19 protein-coding genes and 1 pseudogene are annotated in these 15,451 nt (G+C 54.0%); 5 read left to right on the top strand and 15 right to left on the bottom strand.

Annotation, left to right across the window (positions count from 1 at the left end; translation table 11 throughout):
• Positions 1-44 precede the first annotated feature (44 nt).
• The 3 genes from ACP7D9_RS08270 to ACP7D9_RS08260 all read right to left on the bottom strand — a co-directional run bounded on the left by ACP7D9_RS08270 (position 45) and on the right by ACP7D9_RS08260 (position 2,555).
• Entirely contained in the window at positions 45-386 is a 342-nt protein-coding gene (locus ACP7D9_RS08270; RefSeq protein ID WP_093106429.1) for a hypothetical protein, read from the bottom strand.
• Positions 387-486: 100 nt separating this feature from the next.
• Entirely contained in the window at positions 487-1,875 is a 1,389-nt protein-coding gene (locus ACP7D9_RS08265; protein WP_054092730.1) for a heavy metal sensor histidine kinase, read from the bottom strand.
• Positions 1,872-2,555, bottom strand: a complete 684-nt coding sequence (locus ACP7D9_RS08260; protein ID WP_426156630.1) for a heavy metal response regulator transcription factor — start codon at positions 2,553-2,555, stop codon at positions 1,872-1,874. The genes ACP7D9_RS08265 and ACP7D9_RS08260 overlap by 4 nt, the downstream gene beginning before the upstream one ends.
• Positions 2,556-2,833: 278 nt before the next feature.
• On the opposite strand from ACP7D9_RS08260, the gene ACP7D9_RS08255 reads away from it, so the two are divergent.
• The gene (locus ACP7D9_RS08255; RefSeq protein ID WP_054092765.1) at positions 2,834-3,277 is read left to right on the top strand and encodes a DUF411 domain-containing protein; all 444 of its coding nucleotides are present in this window, start codon (positions 2,834-2,836) and stop codon (positions 3,275-3,277) included.
• A 48-nt stretch (positions 3,278-3,325) separates the two neighbouring features.
• Here the strand turns inward: ACP7D9_RS08255 and copD are convergent, their stop codons facing one another.
• The 5 genes from copD to ACP7D9_RS08230 all read right to left on the bottom strand — a co-directional run bounded on the left by copD (position 3,326) and on the right by ACP7D9_RS08230 (position 7,942).
• Positions 3,326-4,261, bottom strand: a complete 936-nt coding sequence (copD, locus tag ACP7D9_RS08250) for a copper homeostasis membrane protein CopD (RefSeq protein ID WP_093097731.1) — start codon at positions 4,259-4,261, stop codon at positions 3,326-3,328.
• A 2-nt stretch (positions 4,262-4,263) separates the two neighbouring features.
• Positions 4,264-4,647, bottom strand: coding sequence for a copper homeostasis periplasmic binding protein CopC (gene copC / locus ACP7D9_RS08245; protein WP_054092733.1), 384 nt, complete (start codon positions 4,645-4,647; stop codon positions 4,264-4,266).
• Positions 4,648-4,717: 70 nt separating this feature from the next.
• Positions 4,718-5,707 (bottom strand): copper resistance protein B, encoded by a 990-nt coding sequence (locus ACP7D9_RS08240; protein WP_093097729.1) that lies wholly within the window; start codon positions 5,705-5,707, stop codon positions 4,718-4,720.
• A 10-nt stretch (positions 5,708-5,717) separates the two neighbouring features.
• Positions 5,718-7,583 carry a copper resistance system multicopper oxidase gene (locus ACP7D9_RS08235; protein ID WP_426156627.1) on the bottom strand — a complete coding sequence of 622 codons (1,866 nt, stop codon included), beginning with the start codon at positions 7,581-7,583 and terminating at the stop codon, positions 5,718-5,720.
• Positions 7,584-7,732: 149 nt separating this feature from the next.
• A complete protein-coding gene (locus ACP7D9_RS08230; protein ID WP_426156625.1) occupies positions 7,733-7,942 on the bottom strand; it encodes a co-regulatory protein PtrA N-terminal domain-containing protein in 210 nt (69 codons plus the stop codon).
• A gap of 413 nt (positions 7,943-8,355) precedes the next feature.
• On the opposite strand from ACP7D9_RS08230, the gene ACP7D9_RS08225 reads away from it, so the two are divergent.
• Both ACP7D9_RS08225 and ACP7D9_RS08220 read left to right on the top strand, forming a co-directional pair.
• Positions 8,356-8,682, top strand: a complete 327-nt coding sequence (locus tag ACP7D9_RS08225; protein WP_093097721.1) for a four-helix bundle copper-binding protein — start codon at positions 8,356-8,358, stop codon at positions 8,680-8,682.
• A 212-nt stretch (positions 8,683-8,894) separates the two neighbouring features.
• Positions 8,895-9,446: an arsinothricin resistance N-acetyltransferase ArsN1 family B gene (locus ACP7D9_RS08220; RefSeq protein ID WP_093097719.1), complete on the top strand. Its 552-nt coding sequence runs from the start codon at positions 8,895-8,897 to the stop codon at positions 9,444-9,446.
• 27 nt (positions 9,447-9,473) lie between these two features.
• On the opposite strand, the gene ACP7D9_RS08215 is transcribed toward ACP7D9_RS08220, so the two are convergent.
• From ACP7D9_RS08215 to ACP7D9_RS08185, 7 genes and pseudogenes are all read right to left on the bottom strand, one after another.
• A complete protein-coding gene (locus ACP7D9_RS08215) occupies positions 9,474-10,547 on the bottom strand; it encodes an ArsO family NAD(P)H-dependent flavin-containing monooxygenase (protein ID WP_093097717.1) in 1,074 nt (357 codons plus the stop codon).
• Between the two features lie 37 nt (positions 10,548-10,584).
• A pseudogene (arsC, locus tag ACP7D9_RS08210) lies at positions 10,585-11,005 on the bottom strand (arsenate reductase (glutaredoxin)).
• 20 nt (positions 11,006-11,025) lie between these two features.
• On the bottom strand, positions 11,026-11,739 hold the full coding sequence (arsH, locus tag ACP7D9_RS08205; RefSeq protein WP_093097711.1) for an arsenical resistance protein ArsH: 714 nt from the start codon (positions 11,737-11,739) through the stop codon (positions 11,026-11,028).
• 47 nt (positions 11,740-11,786) lie between these two features.
• Positions 11,787-12,257 (bottom strand): arsenate reductase ArsC, encoded by a 471-nt coding sequence (locus tag ACP7D9_RS08200; protein ID WP_093097709.1) that lies wholly within the window; start codon positions 12,255-12,257, stop codon positions 11,787-11,789.
• Between the two features lie 16 nt (positions 12,258-12,273).
• Positions 12,274-13,557 (bottom strand): arsenic transporter, encoded by a 1,284-nt coding sequence (locus tag ACP7D9_RS08195; protein WP_426156621.1) that lies wholly within the window; start codon positions 13,555-13,557, stop codon positions 12,274-12,276.
• Positions 13,558-13,581: 24 nt separating this feature from the next.
• Positions 13,582-13,938, bottom strand: coding sequence for a metalloregulator ArsR/SmtB family transcription factor (locus tag ACP7D9_RS08190; protein WP_074848706.1), 357 nt, complete (start codon positions 13,936-13,938; stop codon positions 13,582-13,584).
• On the bottom strand, positions 13,935-14,357 hold the full coding sequence (locus ACP7D9_RS08185) for an arsenate reductase ArsC (protein WP_093097704.1): 423 nt from the start codon (positions 14,355-14,357) through the stop codon (positions 13,935-13,937). Before ACP7D9_RS08185 ends, ACP7D9_RS08190 begins: the two co-directional genes overlap by 4 nt.
• A gap of 141 nt (positions 14,358-14,498) precedes the next feature.
• Here ACP7D9_RS08185 and arsN2 point away from each other — a divergent pair, with 141 nt between their 5' ends.
• Complete coding sequence (arsN2, locus tag ACP7D9_RS08180; protein WP_231990189.1) at positions 14,499-14,951, top strand: arsenic resistance N-acetyltransferase ArsN2; 453 nt, start codon at positions 14,499-14,501, stop codon at positions 14,949-14,951.
• Positions 14,952-15,023: 72 nt separating this feature from the next.
• Positions 15,024-15,392 carry a hypothetical protein gene (locus ACP7D9_RS08175; protein ID WP_003395050.1) on the top strand — a complete coding sequence of 123 codons (369 nt, stop codon included), beginning with the start codon at positions 15,024-15,026 and terminating at the stop codon, positions 15,390-15,392.
• Positions 15,393-15,451: the final 59 nt, after the last annotated feature.

Raw genomic sequence — 15,451 nt, 5'->3', positions numbered from 1 at the left:
GTCCATCCCGCTAATGCAGAATGAGGCTCAATGTGGGACAGGAATCAAACGCGGGGCGGTCGCCACACCCCGGATGGGGTCTGTATGGGTAGGGATTTAGTGAAGAAGGAAGCCACTACGGGGCTGAATACGGTAACTGGAGGCTTCAGGATCGAAACTTCAAGCATGCCGCCAGTCTTGCATTCCTGGCCTGGCTTGCAGGGTTTGCCATGCTCTGTCGGGCTTTTCATGTCGTTACAGCAGTCCATTCCCATGTCATCCATCATCGCCATGCCCATTGTCATCATCGGGCACGGTTCTGCGGGCGCCTGAACACCCGCCATCCCGGACAGGGGAAGCGTCAAGCTGATCAGGAAGAGAATGCAAAACCGCAGGTAGCGTTTCATAGAAGTGGAGTGTAGTTGGCGCGAACCGTCCTTACAAATGAACAGTTCAAACGTCAAAGCTCCCATTTCAAGGCTCTGACTTCCAAGATTCGCCAGCCTTTCATTCACGAGCATTAGACCAAGCAGGCAGGCTTATCGTAAAAGTCGTCCGACCCACTTCGGAAACGCATCCAACGCTGCCCCCATGAGCGTCTACCAACGATTTCACGATTGCCAAACCCAGCCCTGCATTGTTTGCAGAGCTTTCCCTGCGCGCAGGGTCAACCCTATAAAACCGATCAAACAGCCGAGGCAGATGTTCAGCAGCGATTCGCTCACCTGGATTTTGCACTGACAAGCTCATCATGTTGCCTGATGGCTCGATGTTCACAGAAATGGTGGCACCCGAAGGTGTGTACCGGATCGCATTCGACAGCAAATTGGAAACCATTCGATCCAGCATCGTTCTGTCGCCACGAACCTCACCGTGTCCGGTGATCTGTAGCTTTAGTCCGGTGTCATCTGCAAGCAGCTGGTAATACTCAAAGAGCTTCTCCACCACCAACCGCAATTCGACTTTTTCTTTAGCGGGTAGAACCAGACCATTATCAGACTTCGCTAAAAAGAGCATGCCATCGATGATGCTTGAAAGTCGGTTTAGATCTTCCAGATTGGAGTACAGATTCTCCTCGTATATTTCTGGCGCACGCTTTTTTGTAAGGATGACTTCAGTATGTGTTCGCAAATTGCTTATTGGCGTACGTAGCTCATGGGCAATATCGGCTGAGAAATTAGATAATCGAGAAAATGACTCTTCTAGCCGAGCAAGCATGGCATTGAACGAACTGACGAGTAGCTCAAGCTCACGAGGCACAAAATCCATTGGAATGCGCTCTTTCAGCGATCCAGCCGACATCGAAGCCGCGACCTGCGTCACTCGAGCGACTGGTTTAAGGCCGCTGCGCGCGACCAACCAACCCAAGCCGGCGCTGACCAACGCACTGATCGCCAAACCTATCACTAACCACCAGCGTAAGGTCTCCACGAAATGCATGTGGCTTGTGATATCCATACTCAGCCAGGCCGTCAGTGGCTCTGATTCATTCACCAGATGAACTTGGGCTTTCATCCCTCGGTACAGATGGCCTCCGTCTGTCCACTCCCACATATCATCATCAGGAGTATCAGGAGGAATAGAAGGATGCTGAGCTGAGTTGGAGGTCGCAAAAATCGTTTTTCCGCCGTGCATGACAATCGAGGCTGAGAGTTCCTGGTGTGCCCCCAAAAGCGCTTGTAACTGAAGCAACACATCTGAACGGTCAGCCGAGCCAGCTTCACCGTCCATAATTTGACGAATAGATTCGAGCTTTTCTGTCATTGCTTGCCGGTCGAGTGCCTTGAAGTGATGCCGGCTGAAACCATCGAAGGTAAAGCCTGCTACCACGAGCACTGCTACCACAGCGCACACAAACATCAAGCTTAGACGAAGCGTTAGAGATGGGCGCTTCATTCTGCGTCCGGGGCATCAAGCATGTAGCCCATGCCTCGCGAGGTCTGAATCAGCTTTGTATCGAAATCATCATCAATCTTGGCCCTAAGCCTGCGAATGGCGACCTCAATCACGTTTGTATCGCTGTCGAAATTCATATCCCAGACCTGGGATGCGATGAGTGACTTTGAGAGAACCTCTCCTCTTCGGCGCATCAGCAGCTCTAACAAAGCAAACTCCTTCGCCGTCAGGTCAATGCGTTGACCTGAGCGTGAGGCACGACGTTTGAGCAGGTCGACTTCAAGATCACCGATTTTTATAGACGTCAGATTGGGAGCACCGGCACCCCGACGCAGCAGGCTTCTGACGCGAGCGAGTAGCTCAGAAAACGCGAACGGCTTTACTAAATAATCATCTGCACCAAGCTCTAAGCCTCTAACTCGGTCATCGACTCCGTCCCTCGCTGTAAGGAACAACACGGGAACCAAGCTTCCAGCTGCGCGGACACTTCGGATGACCTCCCAGCCGTCAACCCCAGGCATCATCACGTCCAGAATCAGGAGGTCGTAGCTCTCGTTCAGCGCCTGATGCAGTGCCTCCGTGCCTGTCACGACCCGGTCGACAGTAAAACCCGCTTCCAAGAGTCCTTGCTGGAGATACATTCCGGTTTTGGGTTCGTCTTCTGCTACCAGGATTTTCATGGTGGAACTCCAGCTTTGCGTTGCTCAAGTGTGCTACGAAACCGACAACAATGCGCAAGCTGACGCAAATGTAATCGTTTCGACAGCTACCTGAAAGCGCCGGGACATCACGGCTTGGTAGGTTGTGAGTAGCTAGACGGCAGCTTACGAAAATGTAATCGGCAATAATCGTTGTTGCGCTTAACCTACCCTGGAACGGTGCGGATGCGAGGCCATGGCTATCGGCCAAGCTGTACATAGCAACCGCGCAACGAATCGTTAAAAGGTGCATCCAAATGATGAAGCGTAATTTACTCCTTGCTACGGGGCTGATGTTCATGGGCGTTGCACAAGCTGCGGAGCTGCTCAGTATCGATGTCCACCGCGACGCGAATTGCGGATGCTGCAAGGAGTGGGTCAAGCACTTGGAATCGAATGGATTCAAAGTAGTCGACCATGTGGAAAGCGATATGAGCGCTATCAAGAAAGGGCTGGGTGTGCCGCAAGGACTAGCGTCCTGTCACACGGGCGTTATTGGTGGGAAATTCGTAGAAGGCCATGTTCCAGCGGATGACATCAAGAAGTTGAATGATCGTCCCGACCTTGTAGGGATTGCAGTGCCAGGCATGCCAGCAGGTTCGCCTGGTATGGACTATGGTCAGAAACATCAACCTTACCAAGTCCTGGGCCTCACCAGGGATGGTGCTCAAGAGGTGGTCGCTGACTACCCGAACAGCAAATGATCGCCACGCAGATCTGAGCGACCAGCGCTGCTCAGACCTGCCTAGGCATTACCCTTGGGCCATCTCGATTGAAGGGCTGAGCGTTCCTAGCCAAGCCACCAAGCAAACAATGACAACCGCACAGGTCGATTCGAGCAGCACGCTCTTTTTCAAAGCCGTGACTGCGGCAGAATAATCACCCCCGCTCACAGAGCGTTCCAGTGAGGGGCTCAGGTAGAAACGATTGAGGGTCGCGAGTCCGAGCATGCCAGCGAACAATATGATTTTCGCTAGTAGGAGAATGCCATAGGTGCTGGCCACTACCTCTGTAATGGTTGGCCCGACAATGAAAAGATAATTAGCGACTCCTGTGAGTATGATCGTACCCACAATGAACCCGCCCGCTGTTTCGAATCCTTTGAGCGCCCGAGTCAAAACTCGTACGAGTTGCTCAGGATTACCTTCCCTCATGCTCAGCATCAGAGCAAAGGCTGCCAAGGCTCCAATCCATCCGCCAGCAGCCAATAAATGGAGAATATCCGCTGCGAAATGCCAGAACCGTCTAGCACCTTCATCCATTGCCCCGTGACCTGTCCATGGGAGCGTAGCTAAGGCAATACTGCCCGCTAGGGTAGCAATCCAAAGACTAGCAGATGGCAATCGAGTGCTTTGGCTTGCAGCAATTATCACCACCGCAAGCGAGACCATACGTGCCATCCAGCTGTAACCGACCTCGGTTTCAGACAACATCATTTCCAGGTGAGGTAACAGCTCCGCCCAATCGGACGCACCGCTCATGTTTTTTGTCATGACGAAGAACGCGGCCACAGACAGAAGAATGCCTATAACGGCAGCCCCACTCAGCAGCGACCCAAAATGCAACACTGTTCCCGATTCGCGCTCTTTCCCGCGAAAGCTGTACAGCCCGAACACCGCGAGCCCGAACAGGAGCATCAAATCCAGATAAAGCGCGAGGCGCAGCGCCACATTCAAAGGGTCGCTCATGCTTATTTCACTTTGAAAGTTACGGCACCGGTAATTGGATGAGTGTCGGACGATACTGCCCGCCATTCTACTTTGTAGGTGCCCGTTGTCAGGGGCGATGAAGGCGTGATTACCATGGTCTTCGGATCATTGCCGCCTGCTACGCTTGCTTTGACACCCATAGGTGAATTCGGCATACCTGGCATATCAGTCATGATCAGCTTGGCTCCGGAAAATTGGGTGACCAGGTTTTCGGAAAAGTGCAGTTCAATTTTCGAGGGGGCCGCACCGGAGTCGCCTTCTGAAGGAGTCGAAGACAACAGTTTCGGATGGGCTTGAGCGACCGAGCTCAGCAAAATACCGGATGAAAGAGCGACGGCCACAACACAGGCTTTCAAGAACGACATGCAAGGCTCCTCACAGCGCATAGCTGTTGTAATGAGGTTGAATAATTATTTTTGGTGCTACTAACTTGGTTTAGAACCAGACCCGAACGCCTAGCACCAGGCGTGCTTCGTTATTGTCTTCGCCTTCCTCGCTGGCGTAGTCAGCCGTTTTTCCATAACTACGATTCCAGGTAACGCCCACGTAAGGAGCGAATTGTGGACGGATCTCGTATCGGAGCCGCAGACCAATCTCACTTTCTGATAACCCGGAGCCAATGCCACGCTGGGGATCGTTTTTCCCGTAAAAATTGAATTCTGCAGTCGGTTGCAAAATGAGCTTATTGGTCAAAAGGATGTCGTAGTCTCCTTCCAGCCGCGCCGCAGTCTGGCCACCTTCGCCCAGATAAGCAGTAGCCTGGGCTTCGAAGTTGTAGAGCGCCAAGCCCTGGATGCCGAAAGCCGCCCACGTTTGTGGATCACCCGGTTTGAAGTCTTGGCGAACCCCACCGACCAGATCCCACCATGGACTAATAGAGTGACCCCACAGCGCTTGCACCTCGGCTTCCTCTGTCTTCCCATTGGTGCGCTCTCCCTCAGAACGCAACCATAGACGATCCACATCACCGCCTATCCAACCTTGGGCTTCCCAGTTCAGCGCACTTCCTTCATCAGCATCCTGCCATTCCAATTTTTCGAAAATGAAGTACGAGTTAAGAGCAGTGTCATGAACCGCATGGCCACCAGGCGCATTGTAAACTGCAGCTCTCTCAGCATCTGTAATTGGAGGTATGGGAGTTCGGCTTTCACTACGAGCCTGCTGCTTGGCGGGCTGCATCCCCTGCATCTGGCTGTGATCCATGCCCTGCATTTGGGAGTGATCCATGCCTTTCATCTGACTGTGATCCATGCCCTGCATTTGCGAGTGATCCATGCCCTTCATCTGGCTGTGATCCATGCTCTGCATCTGCCCGTCATCTGCAGTCTGACCGGTGTCAGCGGCTGCCGGCAGAACAAAGCCAAGGCTCAGAGCGACCGTAGCTACAACTGAGTGAATGCGAGTGCCACAAAAATAGTTGCTCATAGTCGACCCCTTATTCCTCTACTCGCACTTCTCGGAACATACCCATTTCCATGTGATACAGAAGATGGCAGTGATAGGCCCAGCGACCTAGCGCATCGGCGGTGACTCTGTAACTGCGCTTCGATCCTGGCGGCATGTCGATGGTGTGTTTACGAACGAGGAATTGGCCATTTTCGTCTTCAAGGTCGCTCCACATCCCATGCAAATGGATGGGGTGCGTCATCATGGTGTCGTTAACGAGCACGATCCGAACCCGCTCGCCATACTTCAGCCTCACCGGCTCGGCGTCAGAAAACTTCACCCCGTTGAACGACCAAGAGAATTTCTCCATGTGCCCGGTCAGGTGCAGTTCGATAGTGCGGCTTGGCTCACGGCCATCAGGATCTTCAAACGTGCTCCTGAGATCTGAATATGTCAGCACCTTGCGACCATTATCACGAAGCCCCATACCAGGATCATCAAGCTTCGGTGAGGTCGACATTGCTTGCATGTCGACCAGAGGGTTGTTGGATTCCGTCTTGGGGTGCGCCTGCATGTCCCCCATCCCACCCATGCCTTCCATAGACATTTTGCTGTGATCCATTCCGGCCATGCCTTCCATGCCGGACTTATCCTGCTTAGCGCCATGGTTCATCGATGTCATGGAGCCGCCGTCCATTCCCGACATGCCATTCATTGAGCTGTCACCCATGCTGGCCATTTTGCTGTGATCCATTCCAGCCATGTCGCCCATTCCGCCCATCGAGCCATGATTCATACCCGCCATGCCCATGTCCGCCATGGTGACGAGAGGACGAGGATCGAGCTCGGGTACAGGCGCGACTAACCCTGATCGAACAGCCAAAGTACCTCGGGCATATCCCGACCGATCCATCGACTGTGCGAACAATGTGTAGGCTTCTTGGGTGGGCTCGACTATCACATCGAACGTTTCAGCTGTGGCTATTCGGAACTCATCCACGCTCACGGGTTTTACATACTGGCCATCAGCAGCAACAACAGTCATCTTCAGTCCAGGAATACGGACGTCGAAGTAGCTCATGGCCGATCCGTTGATGAATCTCAACCTGAGTTTTTCGCCAGGTTTGAAGGTGCCCGTCCAGTTCGAATCCGGAGCGTGGCCGTTCATCAAATAGGTGTAGGTCGCACCACTGACGTCTGCGATGTCAGTAGGGTTCATCTTCATTTCTGCCCACATCTTGCGATCAGCAACGGTGGCTGACCAACCTTTGTCAGCGACGTCATTGATAAAGTCGCTAACCGTGCGCTTGTGGGTGTTGTAGTAGTCAGCCTGTTTCTTCAGCGTTTTCATCAACGAGGCCGGATCTTCATCCGTCCAATCGGTGAGCATCACCACGTAGTCACGGTCATACACAAACGGCTCGGGGTCTTTCGCTTCAATTACTAACGGGCCATATACACCGACCTGTTCTTGAAAGCCGGAATGACTGTGATACCAGTATGTTCCGTTCTGCTTGACCTTGAACTGATAGACGTAAGTTCCGTCGGGCTCAATCCCGTGAAAGCTAAGGCCGGGTACACCATCCATATTGGCGGGAAGAATGATCCCGTGCCAGTGAATGGAAGTCATATCCTTCAGGCGGTTTTTGACGCGCAAAGTTACCGTGTCACCCTCACGCCAGCGCAGGAGGGGCCCCGGAAGCCCTCCATTGATCGTCAGCGCTGTACGGCGATTGCCAGTAATGTTTACCGGCGTTTCTCCAATAGACAGGTCGAACTCCGTTCCTGACAGGACATTCGCTTCCCCAAAGCCAGGTGCAGCCCATACAGGGGTACGCCAGAGTCCTAGGCCCGCGAGAATTCCGCCTGCGGTAAGGCCTTTTACGAAGGTGCGCCGAGAGGTGTTGGAGTGCATACCGATTCGTGTCCCGTCAGTCGGAGAGAGGCGCGCACTACTGCGCACATTCCGAGTATTCAATCTATTGATCGCCTGCGCGATTTCATACCTCGAAAGATGCCACAGGCCAGCAAACGAGGTAATTACATTTCCGTAAGCTGGGCGACTCAGCAGTGATGGTTAGGCTGTTCAGCCACAGGTTTTTCCTGCGCAACGTCCTCTTTCGGCTGCGTTCCTGTACTCGGGACAAGAGTGGACATCGCCGTCTCGCGGGCTCGCTCCATGCGCTCAGCTGTACGGTCGCCACCGCCCTCAGCAAACGCCAGCGACGATATAGCCAAACTGAATGTAAGAATCAGAGCATTGGTTGCTTTCATGGCGCATTTCCTCAACAAAATTAGCTCTCCGGTAGTCAAGAGAGTCTGAGCATCGGCTCAATGAGGATGATGGAGACTTGCACCTGTCAGCAGGCTGAGCCTGCGATTACAACTTTGACAGCGGCGTGGGGCGGAACTGGTCAGCATGACGGGAGTGCCATAGGTGATTTGGATTGCAGGCCATCTACTCCAGCCACTCGCTCCGCGCATTGCCGCCTGCATGGAGAGCCGAATTTCCAGACCTATGCCTGAGGGCGACCGCTCGATGAGGCGAGCTGAGATGTGAAAGCTTGCCTACCTTACAAAACTGTAATTTTTTTCTCGAAACCCTGCCTACCCGCTTGGGTCGGACGAATTGTACCTTCGAGAAAGGTACATCAAGTGAATCGACCGTCGACCTCGGAGAATTGGTTATGAACAGTAGCTATGAAGATTGCATTGCGGAATGCCTGCGTTGTGCTATGGCATGTGAGAGTTGCGCGTCCGCGTGCCTAGAAGAGCAGGATGTGAAAATGATGGCGGCTTGCATAAAGCTCGATAGGGATTGTGCAGATATCTGTAGGCTCGCAGCGACCCTGATGGCACGGGGAAGCCCCTTTGCAAATGAAATTTGTGTGCTCTGCGCAAAAATTTGCAAGGCATGTGGTCAGGAGTGCGGTACTCATGAAGCAGAGCATTGCCAGCAATGCTCTAAAGCGTGCTTAGCTTGCGCACAAGCATGCGAGTCAATGGCTGCTTGAGCTTCCCTTCGACCAAAGGTGTCATCACCCTAGTGGCGAACCATTGAATGATGGGTTGGCCACTAGGGTGAAAAACCCGACACGGCGTTTTTTTGGGATAACTACCTATCGAAATAATTGCATGCCCCAATTCCACTACAAGAGAGCGCGGGGAAATCGAAAATTTGCTCCGAAAAAGGTACTGTTACCGCTTTGGATCATGGATGACCGGTATGGCTTTGAAGATCCGCACGGCAGCGGTAGCAGATGCAGAGGCCATCCAGCGCATTTATGCTCCCATAGTTTCGACAACGGCCATCTCGTTCGAAGAGATTCCGCCAAGCGCTGAGGAAATCGCTCAGCGAATAGCGACAACGCTTTTGACATATCCCTACTTGGTGGCCGAAGAAGGTGGGGAGATCAAGGGCTATGCCTACGCAAGCCAGCATCGCGCTCGTCCGGCCTACCGATGGGCTGTGGACGTGACGGTGTATATAGCCGAGTCGGCTCGCCGGCAGGGCGTTGGCCGTGAACTCTATGAAACCTTGCTTCCGATTCTCGAAAAGCAGAGGTTTCGCGCAGCTTACGCCGGAATTGCGCAGCCCAATGAAGGCAGCGTGGGCCTGCACGAGTCGCTAGGATTTACTCACATAGGGACGTATCCAGAGGTAGGCTTCAAGCTTGGGAAATGGCACGACGTCGGCTATTGGCGGCTCGGGCTGTGCCAGGCAACCCCTCCACTGGAACCTATTCTCTTCCCCGAGCTTGAAGTCGCATCAAAGTAGGCTCACTCGACTTTTCAGGGCGCGCTATCAGACCCCGCCTGTGAGATACGTTTGCACTTGCTTGACTACATCTCGAGCGGTGCGGGTTACTCCGATCAATGTCGCGGAGGCGAGCCCCGTCCAATCGCCGTAACCCACCAGCCACAGATTGGGTGAAGCAACACTCCGGTTTTCGTCCACAGCCACTTTGCCATCCTGGCCTACAATGCCCAGGTTGTTTAGGTGGTCGAGCGCTGGAGAAAACCCAGTGCACCAAATGACGACATCCACCGCTGTTTCGTCTCCTGATGACCAAACAACGCCTGTTGAAGTGAAGTGCGTGAATGGCCGTACTGCGCTCAATACACAGCGTTCACGAGCGTCCTTCACCGATGGCACCATTACGATGTCGCCCAGCCCCCCAGCGGGTTGTTCAGGCTCCACACCTTCCTGTTGCGCCTTAAATCGAGCAGTAGCTCGTTCGAACAGGACGCGCCCATCAACCTCATCAGGTAGAAACTTTGGGGCCTCTTGAGTTACCCAGGTTGCCTGAGCCACTTTAGAAACCTCGGCGTAAATCTGGGCTCCCGAGTTGCCACCACCCACGACAAGGACGGTTTTCCCCTCAAACTCATTCGGCCCAACGTAATGAGCGGAATGAAGCTGCTGCCCTACGAACAACTCCTGTCCGGCATAGCTCGGGGTAAATGGGCGGCTCCAGGTGCCTGTTGCACTGATAACCGCCTTGGCATCCCAGTTTCTATCCCCGGAGACAACCCGTAATCCTTCTTCGATTTTTTCGACACGGGTCACCCTGGTGGATCGGATGATGGGGAAGTCATATCGACGCTCGTACAGAGTCAGATAGTCGATAACATCATCACGGTGAGGCGTTTCTTCTGATACGGCAGGCATCGGCCAGCCCGCAATCGAGCTCCATGCCGATGGAGAGAAGAGTCGCAGCGAGTCCCAGCCATGCCGCCAGGCTCCTCCTGGTGCCGACTCCGCATCGAGCAGCACATAAGACAAGCCTGACCGCTTCAAAAAATAGGCGACTGTCAGCGCGGATTGACCACCGCCAATGACCACAACATCAAGTTTCGAATTCTGACTCACCAGCATCCTCCAGGCTCAATCGCGGCACCTCACTGTCGTCGTATCAGACTCTGCGACCGTGCTCATCAATGACCACTTGGCCGTCCTCTTTGACGAAACTCCCACGCTGCTCTTGTGGTAGCAGGTGTAGGACTGCCTCTGACGGGCGACACAAGCGTGTGCCCAACGGCGTCACAACGATGGGGCGTATCAGGATAGGGTGAGCCATCATGGCATCGATGAGCTGTTCGTCCGTCAGCGATGCATCACCCAATCCCAGCTCTTCGTGCGGATTTCCTTTGATACGCAACAGAGCCCGCACCCCGATACCCATATCCCCGATGATTCTGACAAGTGCGGTGCGATCAGGCGGGGGTCTCCAGATACTCGATAACCGTCGGTTCTTCCCCGCTGTTACGGATCAACTCCAAGGTGTTGCGAGAGGTGCCGCATTCGGGGTTGTGGTAGATCGTGATCTGGCTCATATCGCTTCCTCGTACTGACGTTAGATGGAGCGCTGGTTGACGCGTTTGGAAAGCTCTTCGGCGGACTCTTTACGCTCGGAGTACCGATCAACCAAATAATCCTGGCGATCCCGCAACAGCAGGGTGAACTTCATCAGCTCTTCCATCACATCCACGAGACGGTCGTAGTACGAGGACGGCTTCATACGACCTGCCTCGTCGAACTCGGTAAATGCCTTGGCAACCGAAGATTGGTTTGGGATGGTGAACATCCGCATCCATCGACCCAGTACGCGCAACTGATTAACCACGTTGAAAGATTGCGAGCCACCGCAGACCTGCATCACTGCAAGGGTCTTTCCTTGCGTAGGTCGTACAGCACCTATCGCCAGCGGAACCCAGTCAATTTGGGCTTTGAATACTGCACTCAGGGAGCCGTGACGCTCAGGGGAGCACCACACCTGCCCCTCAGACCATTGCATCAGCTCGCGCAGCTCAGCGACCTTGGGATGTGTATCGGCAGCGTCATCCGGAAGCGGCAGACCCGATGGGTCAAAGATCTTGGTTTCAGCGCCAAACTCATTCAGCAGGCGTGCCGCCTCTTGCGTGACTAACCGGCTGAATGAGCGCTCTCGCGTTGATCCATACAGCAGAAGAATGCGAGGTTTATGGAGCGAAGGCGTGCGAGGCGACAGTTGCTCCAGCGACGGAATGTCGATCAGGTCGGCGTGTACGTTCGGCAATGTGTCTTGCATATAAACTCCTACGACGGCGACTGGTTGGGTGCCGCCTCGGTTGATCTTTAAAGCGAACCGATGCGGTTCAGTTCAGCTTTCAACTGTTCAGCGCTGATGGTCTTCAGTGGCAGCGCAAGAAATGCGCTCACGCGCTCGTGAATTTTGGCGAGTGTGGTTTCAAAAGCTGCGGTGATCTCGGCTTCCGAACCGCTAGCGTCAGACGGGTCGGCCAGACCCCAATGCGCCTTCAAAGCTGGCCCAAAGAAGATTGGGCATGCCTCACCCGCAGCCCGGTCACAGACAGTGATCACGATGTCGGGAGGCGAGCCTTCAAAAGCATCCGAAGCCTTGCTGCTCAAGCCCGCCGTGGAGATATCCGCCGCCTCCAGCGTTTGCAATGCCCGTTGATTTACCCGGCCACTGGGAAAGCTTCCTGAGCTGACTGCTTCTACACCCTCGGGCGCCAAGTGGTTGAAAAGCGCCTCGGACAGAATGCTGCGGCAGCTGTTGTGGGTGCACATGAACAAGACTTTCATCAGACGATTCCTTGATTCAGAAACTGAGGCGCAGTGCCAGGGCGGACAATGTGGCGACGAGGATGGGTACGGTCAGCACGATCCCAGTCTTGAAGTAGTGACCCCAGCTGATCGTTATGTTTTTCCGGGCGAGCACGTGCAGCCACAACAGAGTTGCCAAGCTCCCAATTGGGGTGATCTTCGGGCCCAAATCGCAGCCGATGATGTTGGCGTAAACCATCGCTTGCTGGACTACACCATCGACTTCAGCGGCATGAATGGATAAGGCGCCTACCAGAACAGTGGGCATGTTGTTCATGATCGAAGACAGCAACGCTGTTAGCAGCCCTGTACCAAGGGACGCGCCCCAAACGCCATAACCGGCGAACACGTTCAGGATCTGCGCAATGTGGTCGGTCAGGCCGGCGTTCTTCAGGCCATAAACAACCAGGTACATACCCAAAGAAAAGATCACTACCTGCCATGGCGCCTCTTTGAGCACCTTGCTTGTGTTGATGGCGTGACCACGAGCCGCGATGACGTAAAGAATGAATGCACAGACCGCTGCAATGGCGCTGATCGGCACCCCCAATGGCTCAATGACAAAGAAGCCGATCAGGAGTAGTGCCAACACCCACCAGCCGGCTACAAAAGTGGCCCGGTCGTGGATTGCCTCGTCCGGATTGTCCAGTTGGTTGAGGTCATAGGTCTTTGGTAAATCCTTGCGGAAAAACCACAGCAGCATGGCTAACGTTGCCGCCACGCTGACGATGTTTACCGGCACCATGATCGAGGCATATTCGTTGAAGCCTATATCGAAGTAGTCGGCAGAAACGATGTTGACCAGGTTGGAAACCACCAGCGGTAAGCTCGCCGTGTCGGCGATAAAACCGGCTGCCATGACGAATGCCAAAGTAGACGCAGGAGAAAAACGCAACGCCAGCAACATCGCGATCACAATGGGCGTAAGGATTAATGCTGCTCCGTCATTGGCGAACAGGGCCGACACCGCTGCGCCTAGAAGGACGATAAATGCGAACAGTTTGCGGGTGCTCCCGCCTCCCCACCGAGCTACATGCAGCGCAGCCCATTTGAAAAAGCCTGCCTCATCAAGCAACAGACTAATGATAATGACCGCGATGAACGTTCCGGTAGCGTTCCAGACTATGCGCCATACCTCCGGTATGTCTGCGAGCGTAACGACACCTGCCAGCAACGCCACGATGGCACCGAACATCGCACTCCAGCCAACCCCAAGCCCCTTGGGTTGCCAGATGACAAGGACGATGGTGGCAATAAAGATCAATACGGCAATCAGCATTTCATTAATCCGGTTGGGCGTGAATCAGCTACACACGGCTTGGTTGATCGGACGGTCGTTCATGCCGCAGAGGCGCTTAGCCTCGGTTTCCAGCCATTGCTGATTGGCGTCTACCACTTCCTTCAAAACTGCCGTCACCCACTCGGGCAAATCAGGATTCAGTCGGTAATACACCCATTGGCCTTGGCGACGATCCAACAGCAAACCGGCGGAGCGCAGCAGCGCCAAATGACGAGAAATCTTCGGCTGACTCAGGTCAAGTGCTGCCGTCAGCTCGCATACACACAGCTCACCTTCACTCACGACAAGCAGCGAAATTTTTGCTCGGGTGTCATCCGCCAGGCACTTGAATAAGGTGGTGGGGTTCATGGGTTCTGTCATAGATCCTCCAGGTGTTTGGTCTTGACCAAAACGAAGAGCTTGATGCGCTCGTGGATGTCGTGGAGCGTGTGGCGAAATGCGCCAGGATCATCGCTAGTTACTGGGTCAGGAAAATCCCAGGCAATGACTTCACCTGCATTGGGCATTGGTAGGCACTCGCTTGCGGATTTATCACAAAGAGTGATTACGTAATCGAATCGATCAGCTTGAAACTCGCTGAGGGACTTGCTGCGCAGGCCCGTTGCATCGACTCCAACTGCCTCCAATGCCTGAGTGGTGCGCGGATCAACCTCAGACGGTTCAGATCCTGCGCTGAAGGCCTCGAAGCGCGGGTCGGTGTGCCGCAGCAAAGCCTCTGCAAGCAGGGAGCGGGCTGAGTTGGCAACGCACACGAAAAGCACTTTGATAGCAGGGCTCATGGTGGAACTCGACGCATATGGAAAATCGAATATACGCTTTGGCGAATATTCGGTAAAGCGAATATAATGCCTGCTATTTAGGCATGTGCCCTAACGCTCCATGCGTGTCGGCATAACGGAGATGAGAGGATGGAGGGGGATATGATGATCCAGGCAACGGAAATAGCCGGAGGGCAGTCCCAGCGCTTTCGTGATGCGCTGAAATTGGCTGACCTTCCAGCAGACGATATTGATCTTCCAGGCCGAACCTTTTTTGAGTTCACACTGGACAGTGAGACGGTCGCATGGGGAGGATTCGAAACGCATGGTACGGACGGGTTGTTGCGTTCTCTGGTCGTAGTGTCGACATTCAGATCGAAGGGGGTCGGTGTCGCGGTGCTTCGGGTCATTGAAGCGAAAGCCGCCGAGCAGGGAATCGCTCGATTTCATTTGCTGACAACAACTGCTTCAGGCTTTTTTAAGCAGCAGGGCTATGCAGTAAATCAACGAGGCTCTGCGCCACCTCTTATTTCTCAGACGGAGCAGTTCAGGGGGCTTTGCCCTGGCTCGGCTTGCTACATGTGCAAGGCATTATCTGCGAATGCACGAAAGTAGCTGATCACCTTGGTGATGGCTTTTAGCCTCGATGCCAGCTAGATTTGGAGCTTTCTACGATCAAGGATGGATATGAAAAAGCTCATCGCAGTAATAGGGATCTGTGTCGCACTTGGCGGTTGTGCTACGTCCCACTACACCGCAGGGCGAGACTTTCCGTCGGCCAGTGTAGCGAGCATCACCAAAGGTAAAACGACGACTACTGAGTTGAAGTCGCTGTTTGGTGAGCCCTACGCTAAGAGCGCAGTCAGCGAGACTGACGAGAAGTGGATCTACACCTACACCAATGGCTCAGCGCATGCCCAAAGCTACGTGGTCACCATGAAGGTGACGACTACGGGCACTCAGAAGACCCTCGACGTCTTGATCCGAAATGACGTGGTCATCAACTACACGTTCAGCGAAGGCCCCGCTCCAGGCACTACCACTGCGACGAACTAAGTTCGCCACCTTGTCATTGGGCGACCCGCCGCGCTCAGTACGTTGTTGATGGAGCAAGC

Origin of the sequence: Pseudomonas sp. TSRC2-2 (assembly GCF_049897785.1) — a bacterium.
GTDB lineage: Bacteria > Pseudomonadota > Gammaproteobacteria > Pseudomonadales > Pseudomonadaceae > Aquipseudomonas.
Note: the sequence above shows the minus strand (reverse complement) of the source record. Positions and strands in the feature narration are given on the sequence as shown.

What these genes read in the sequence shown, in the direction of transcription:
- ACP7D9_RS08270 (WP_093106429.1), bottom strand. Translation starts at nt 386, where the DNA reads ATGAAACGCTACCTGCGGTTTTGCATTCTCTTCCTGATCAGCTTGACG.
- ACP7D9_RS08265 (WP_054092730.1), bottom strand. Translation starts at nt 1,875, where the DNA reads ATGAAGCGCCCATCTCTAACGCTTCGTCTAAGCTTGATGTTTGTGTGC.
- ACP7D9_RS08260 (WP_426156630.1), bottom strand. Translation starts at nt 2,555, where the DNA reads ATGAAAATCCTGGTAGCAGAAGACGAACCCAAAACCGGAATGTATCTC.
- ACP7D9_RS08255 (WP_054092765.1), top strand. Translation starts at nt 2,834, where the DNA reads ATGAAGCGTAATTTACTCCTTGCTACGGGGCTGATGTTCATGGGCGTT.
- copD (WP_093097731.1), bottom strand. Translation starts at nt 4,261, where the DNA reads ATGAGCGACCCTTTGAATGTGGCGCTGCGCCTCGCGCTTTATCTGGAT.
- copC (WP_054092733.1), bottom strand. Translation starts at nt 4,647, where the DNA reads ATGTCGTTCTTGAAAGCCTGTGTTGTGGCCGTCGCTCTTTCATCCGGT.
- ACP7D9_RS08240 (WP_093097729.1), bottom strand. Translation starts at nt 5,707, where the DNA reads ATGAGCAACTATTTTTGTGGCACTCGCATTCACTCAGTTGTAGCTACG.
- ACP7D9_RS08235 (WP_426156627.1), bottom strand. Translation starts at nt 7,583, where the DNA reads ATGCACTCCAACACCTCTCGGCGCACCTTCGTAAAAGGCCTTACCGCA.
- ACP7D9_RS08230 (WP_426156625.1), bottom strand. Translation starts at nt 7,942, where the DNA reads ATGAAAGCAACCAATGCTCTGATTCTTACATTCAGTTTGGCTATATCG.
- ACP7D9_RS08225 (WP_093097721.1), top strand. Translation starts at nt 8,356, where the DNA reads ATGAACAGTAGCTATGAAGATTGCATTGCGGAATGCCTGCGTTGTGCT.
- ACP7D9_RS08220 (WP_093097719.1), top strand. Translation starts at nt 8,895, where the DNA reads ATGGCTTTGAAGATCCGCACGGCAGCGGTAGCAGATGCAGAGGCCATC.
- ACP7D9_RS08215 (WP_093097717.1), bottom strand. Translation starts at nt 10,547, where the DNA reads ATGCTGGTGAGTCAGAATTCGAAACTTGATGTTGTGGTCATTGGCGGT.
- arsH (WP_093097711.1), bottom strand. Translation starts at nt 11,739, where the DNA reads ATGCAAGACACATTGCCGAACGTACACGCCGACCTGATCGACATTCCG.
- ACP7D9_RS08200 (WP_093097709.1), bottom strand. Translation starts at nt 12,257, where the DNA reads ATGAAAGTCTTGTTCATGTGCACCCACAACAGCTGCCGCAGCATTCTG.
- ACP7D9_RS08195 (WP_426156621.1), bottom strand. Translation starts at nt 13,557, where the DNA reads ATGCTGATTGCCGTATTGATCTTTATTGCCACCATCGTCCTTGTCATC.
- ACP7D9_RS08190 (WP_074848706.1), bottom strand. Translation starts at nt 13,938, where the DNA reads ATGACAGAACCCATGAACCCCACCACCTTATTCAAGTGCCTGGCGGAT.
- ACP7D9_RS08185 (WP_093097704.1), bottom strand. Translation starts at nt 14,357, where the DNA reads ATGAGCCCTGCTATCAAAGTGCTTTTCGTGTGCGTTGCCAACTCAGCC.
- arsN2 (WP_231990189.1), top strand. Translation starts at nt 14,499, where the DNA reads ATGATGATCCAGGCAACGGAAATAGCCGGAGGGCAGTCCCAGCGCTTT.
- ACP7D9_RS08175 (WP_003395050.1), top strand. Translation starts at nt 15,024, where the DNA reads ATGAAAAAGCTCATCGCAGTAATAGGGATCTGTGTCGCACTTGGCGGT.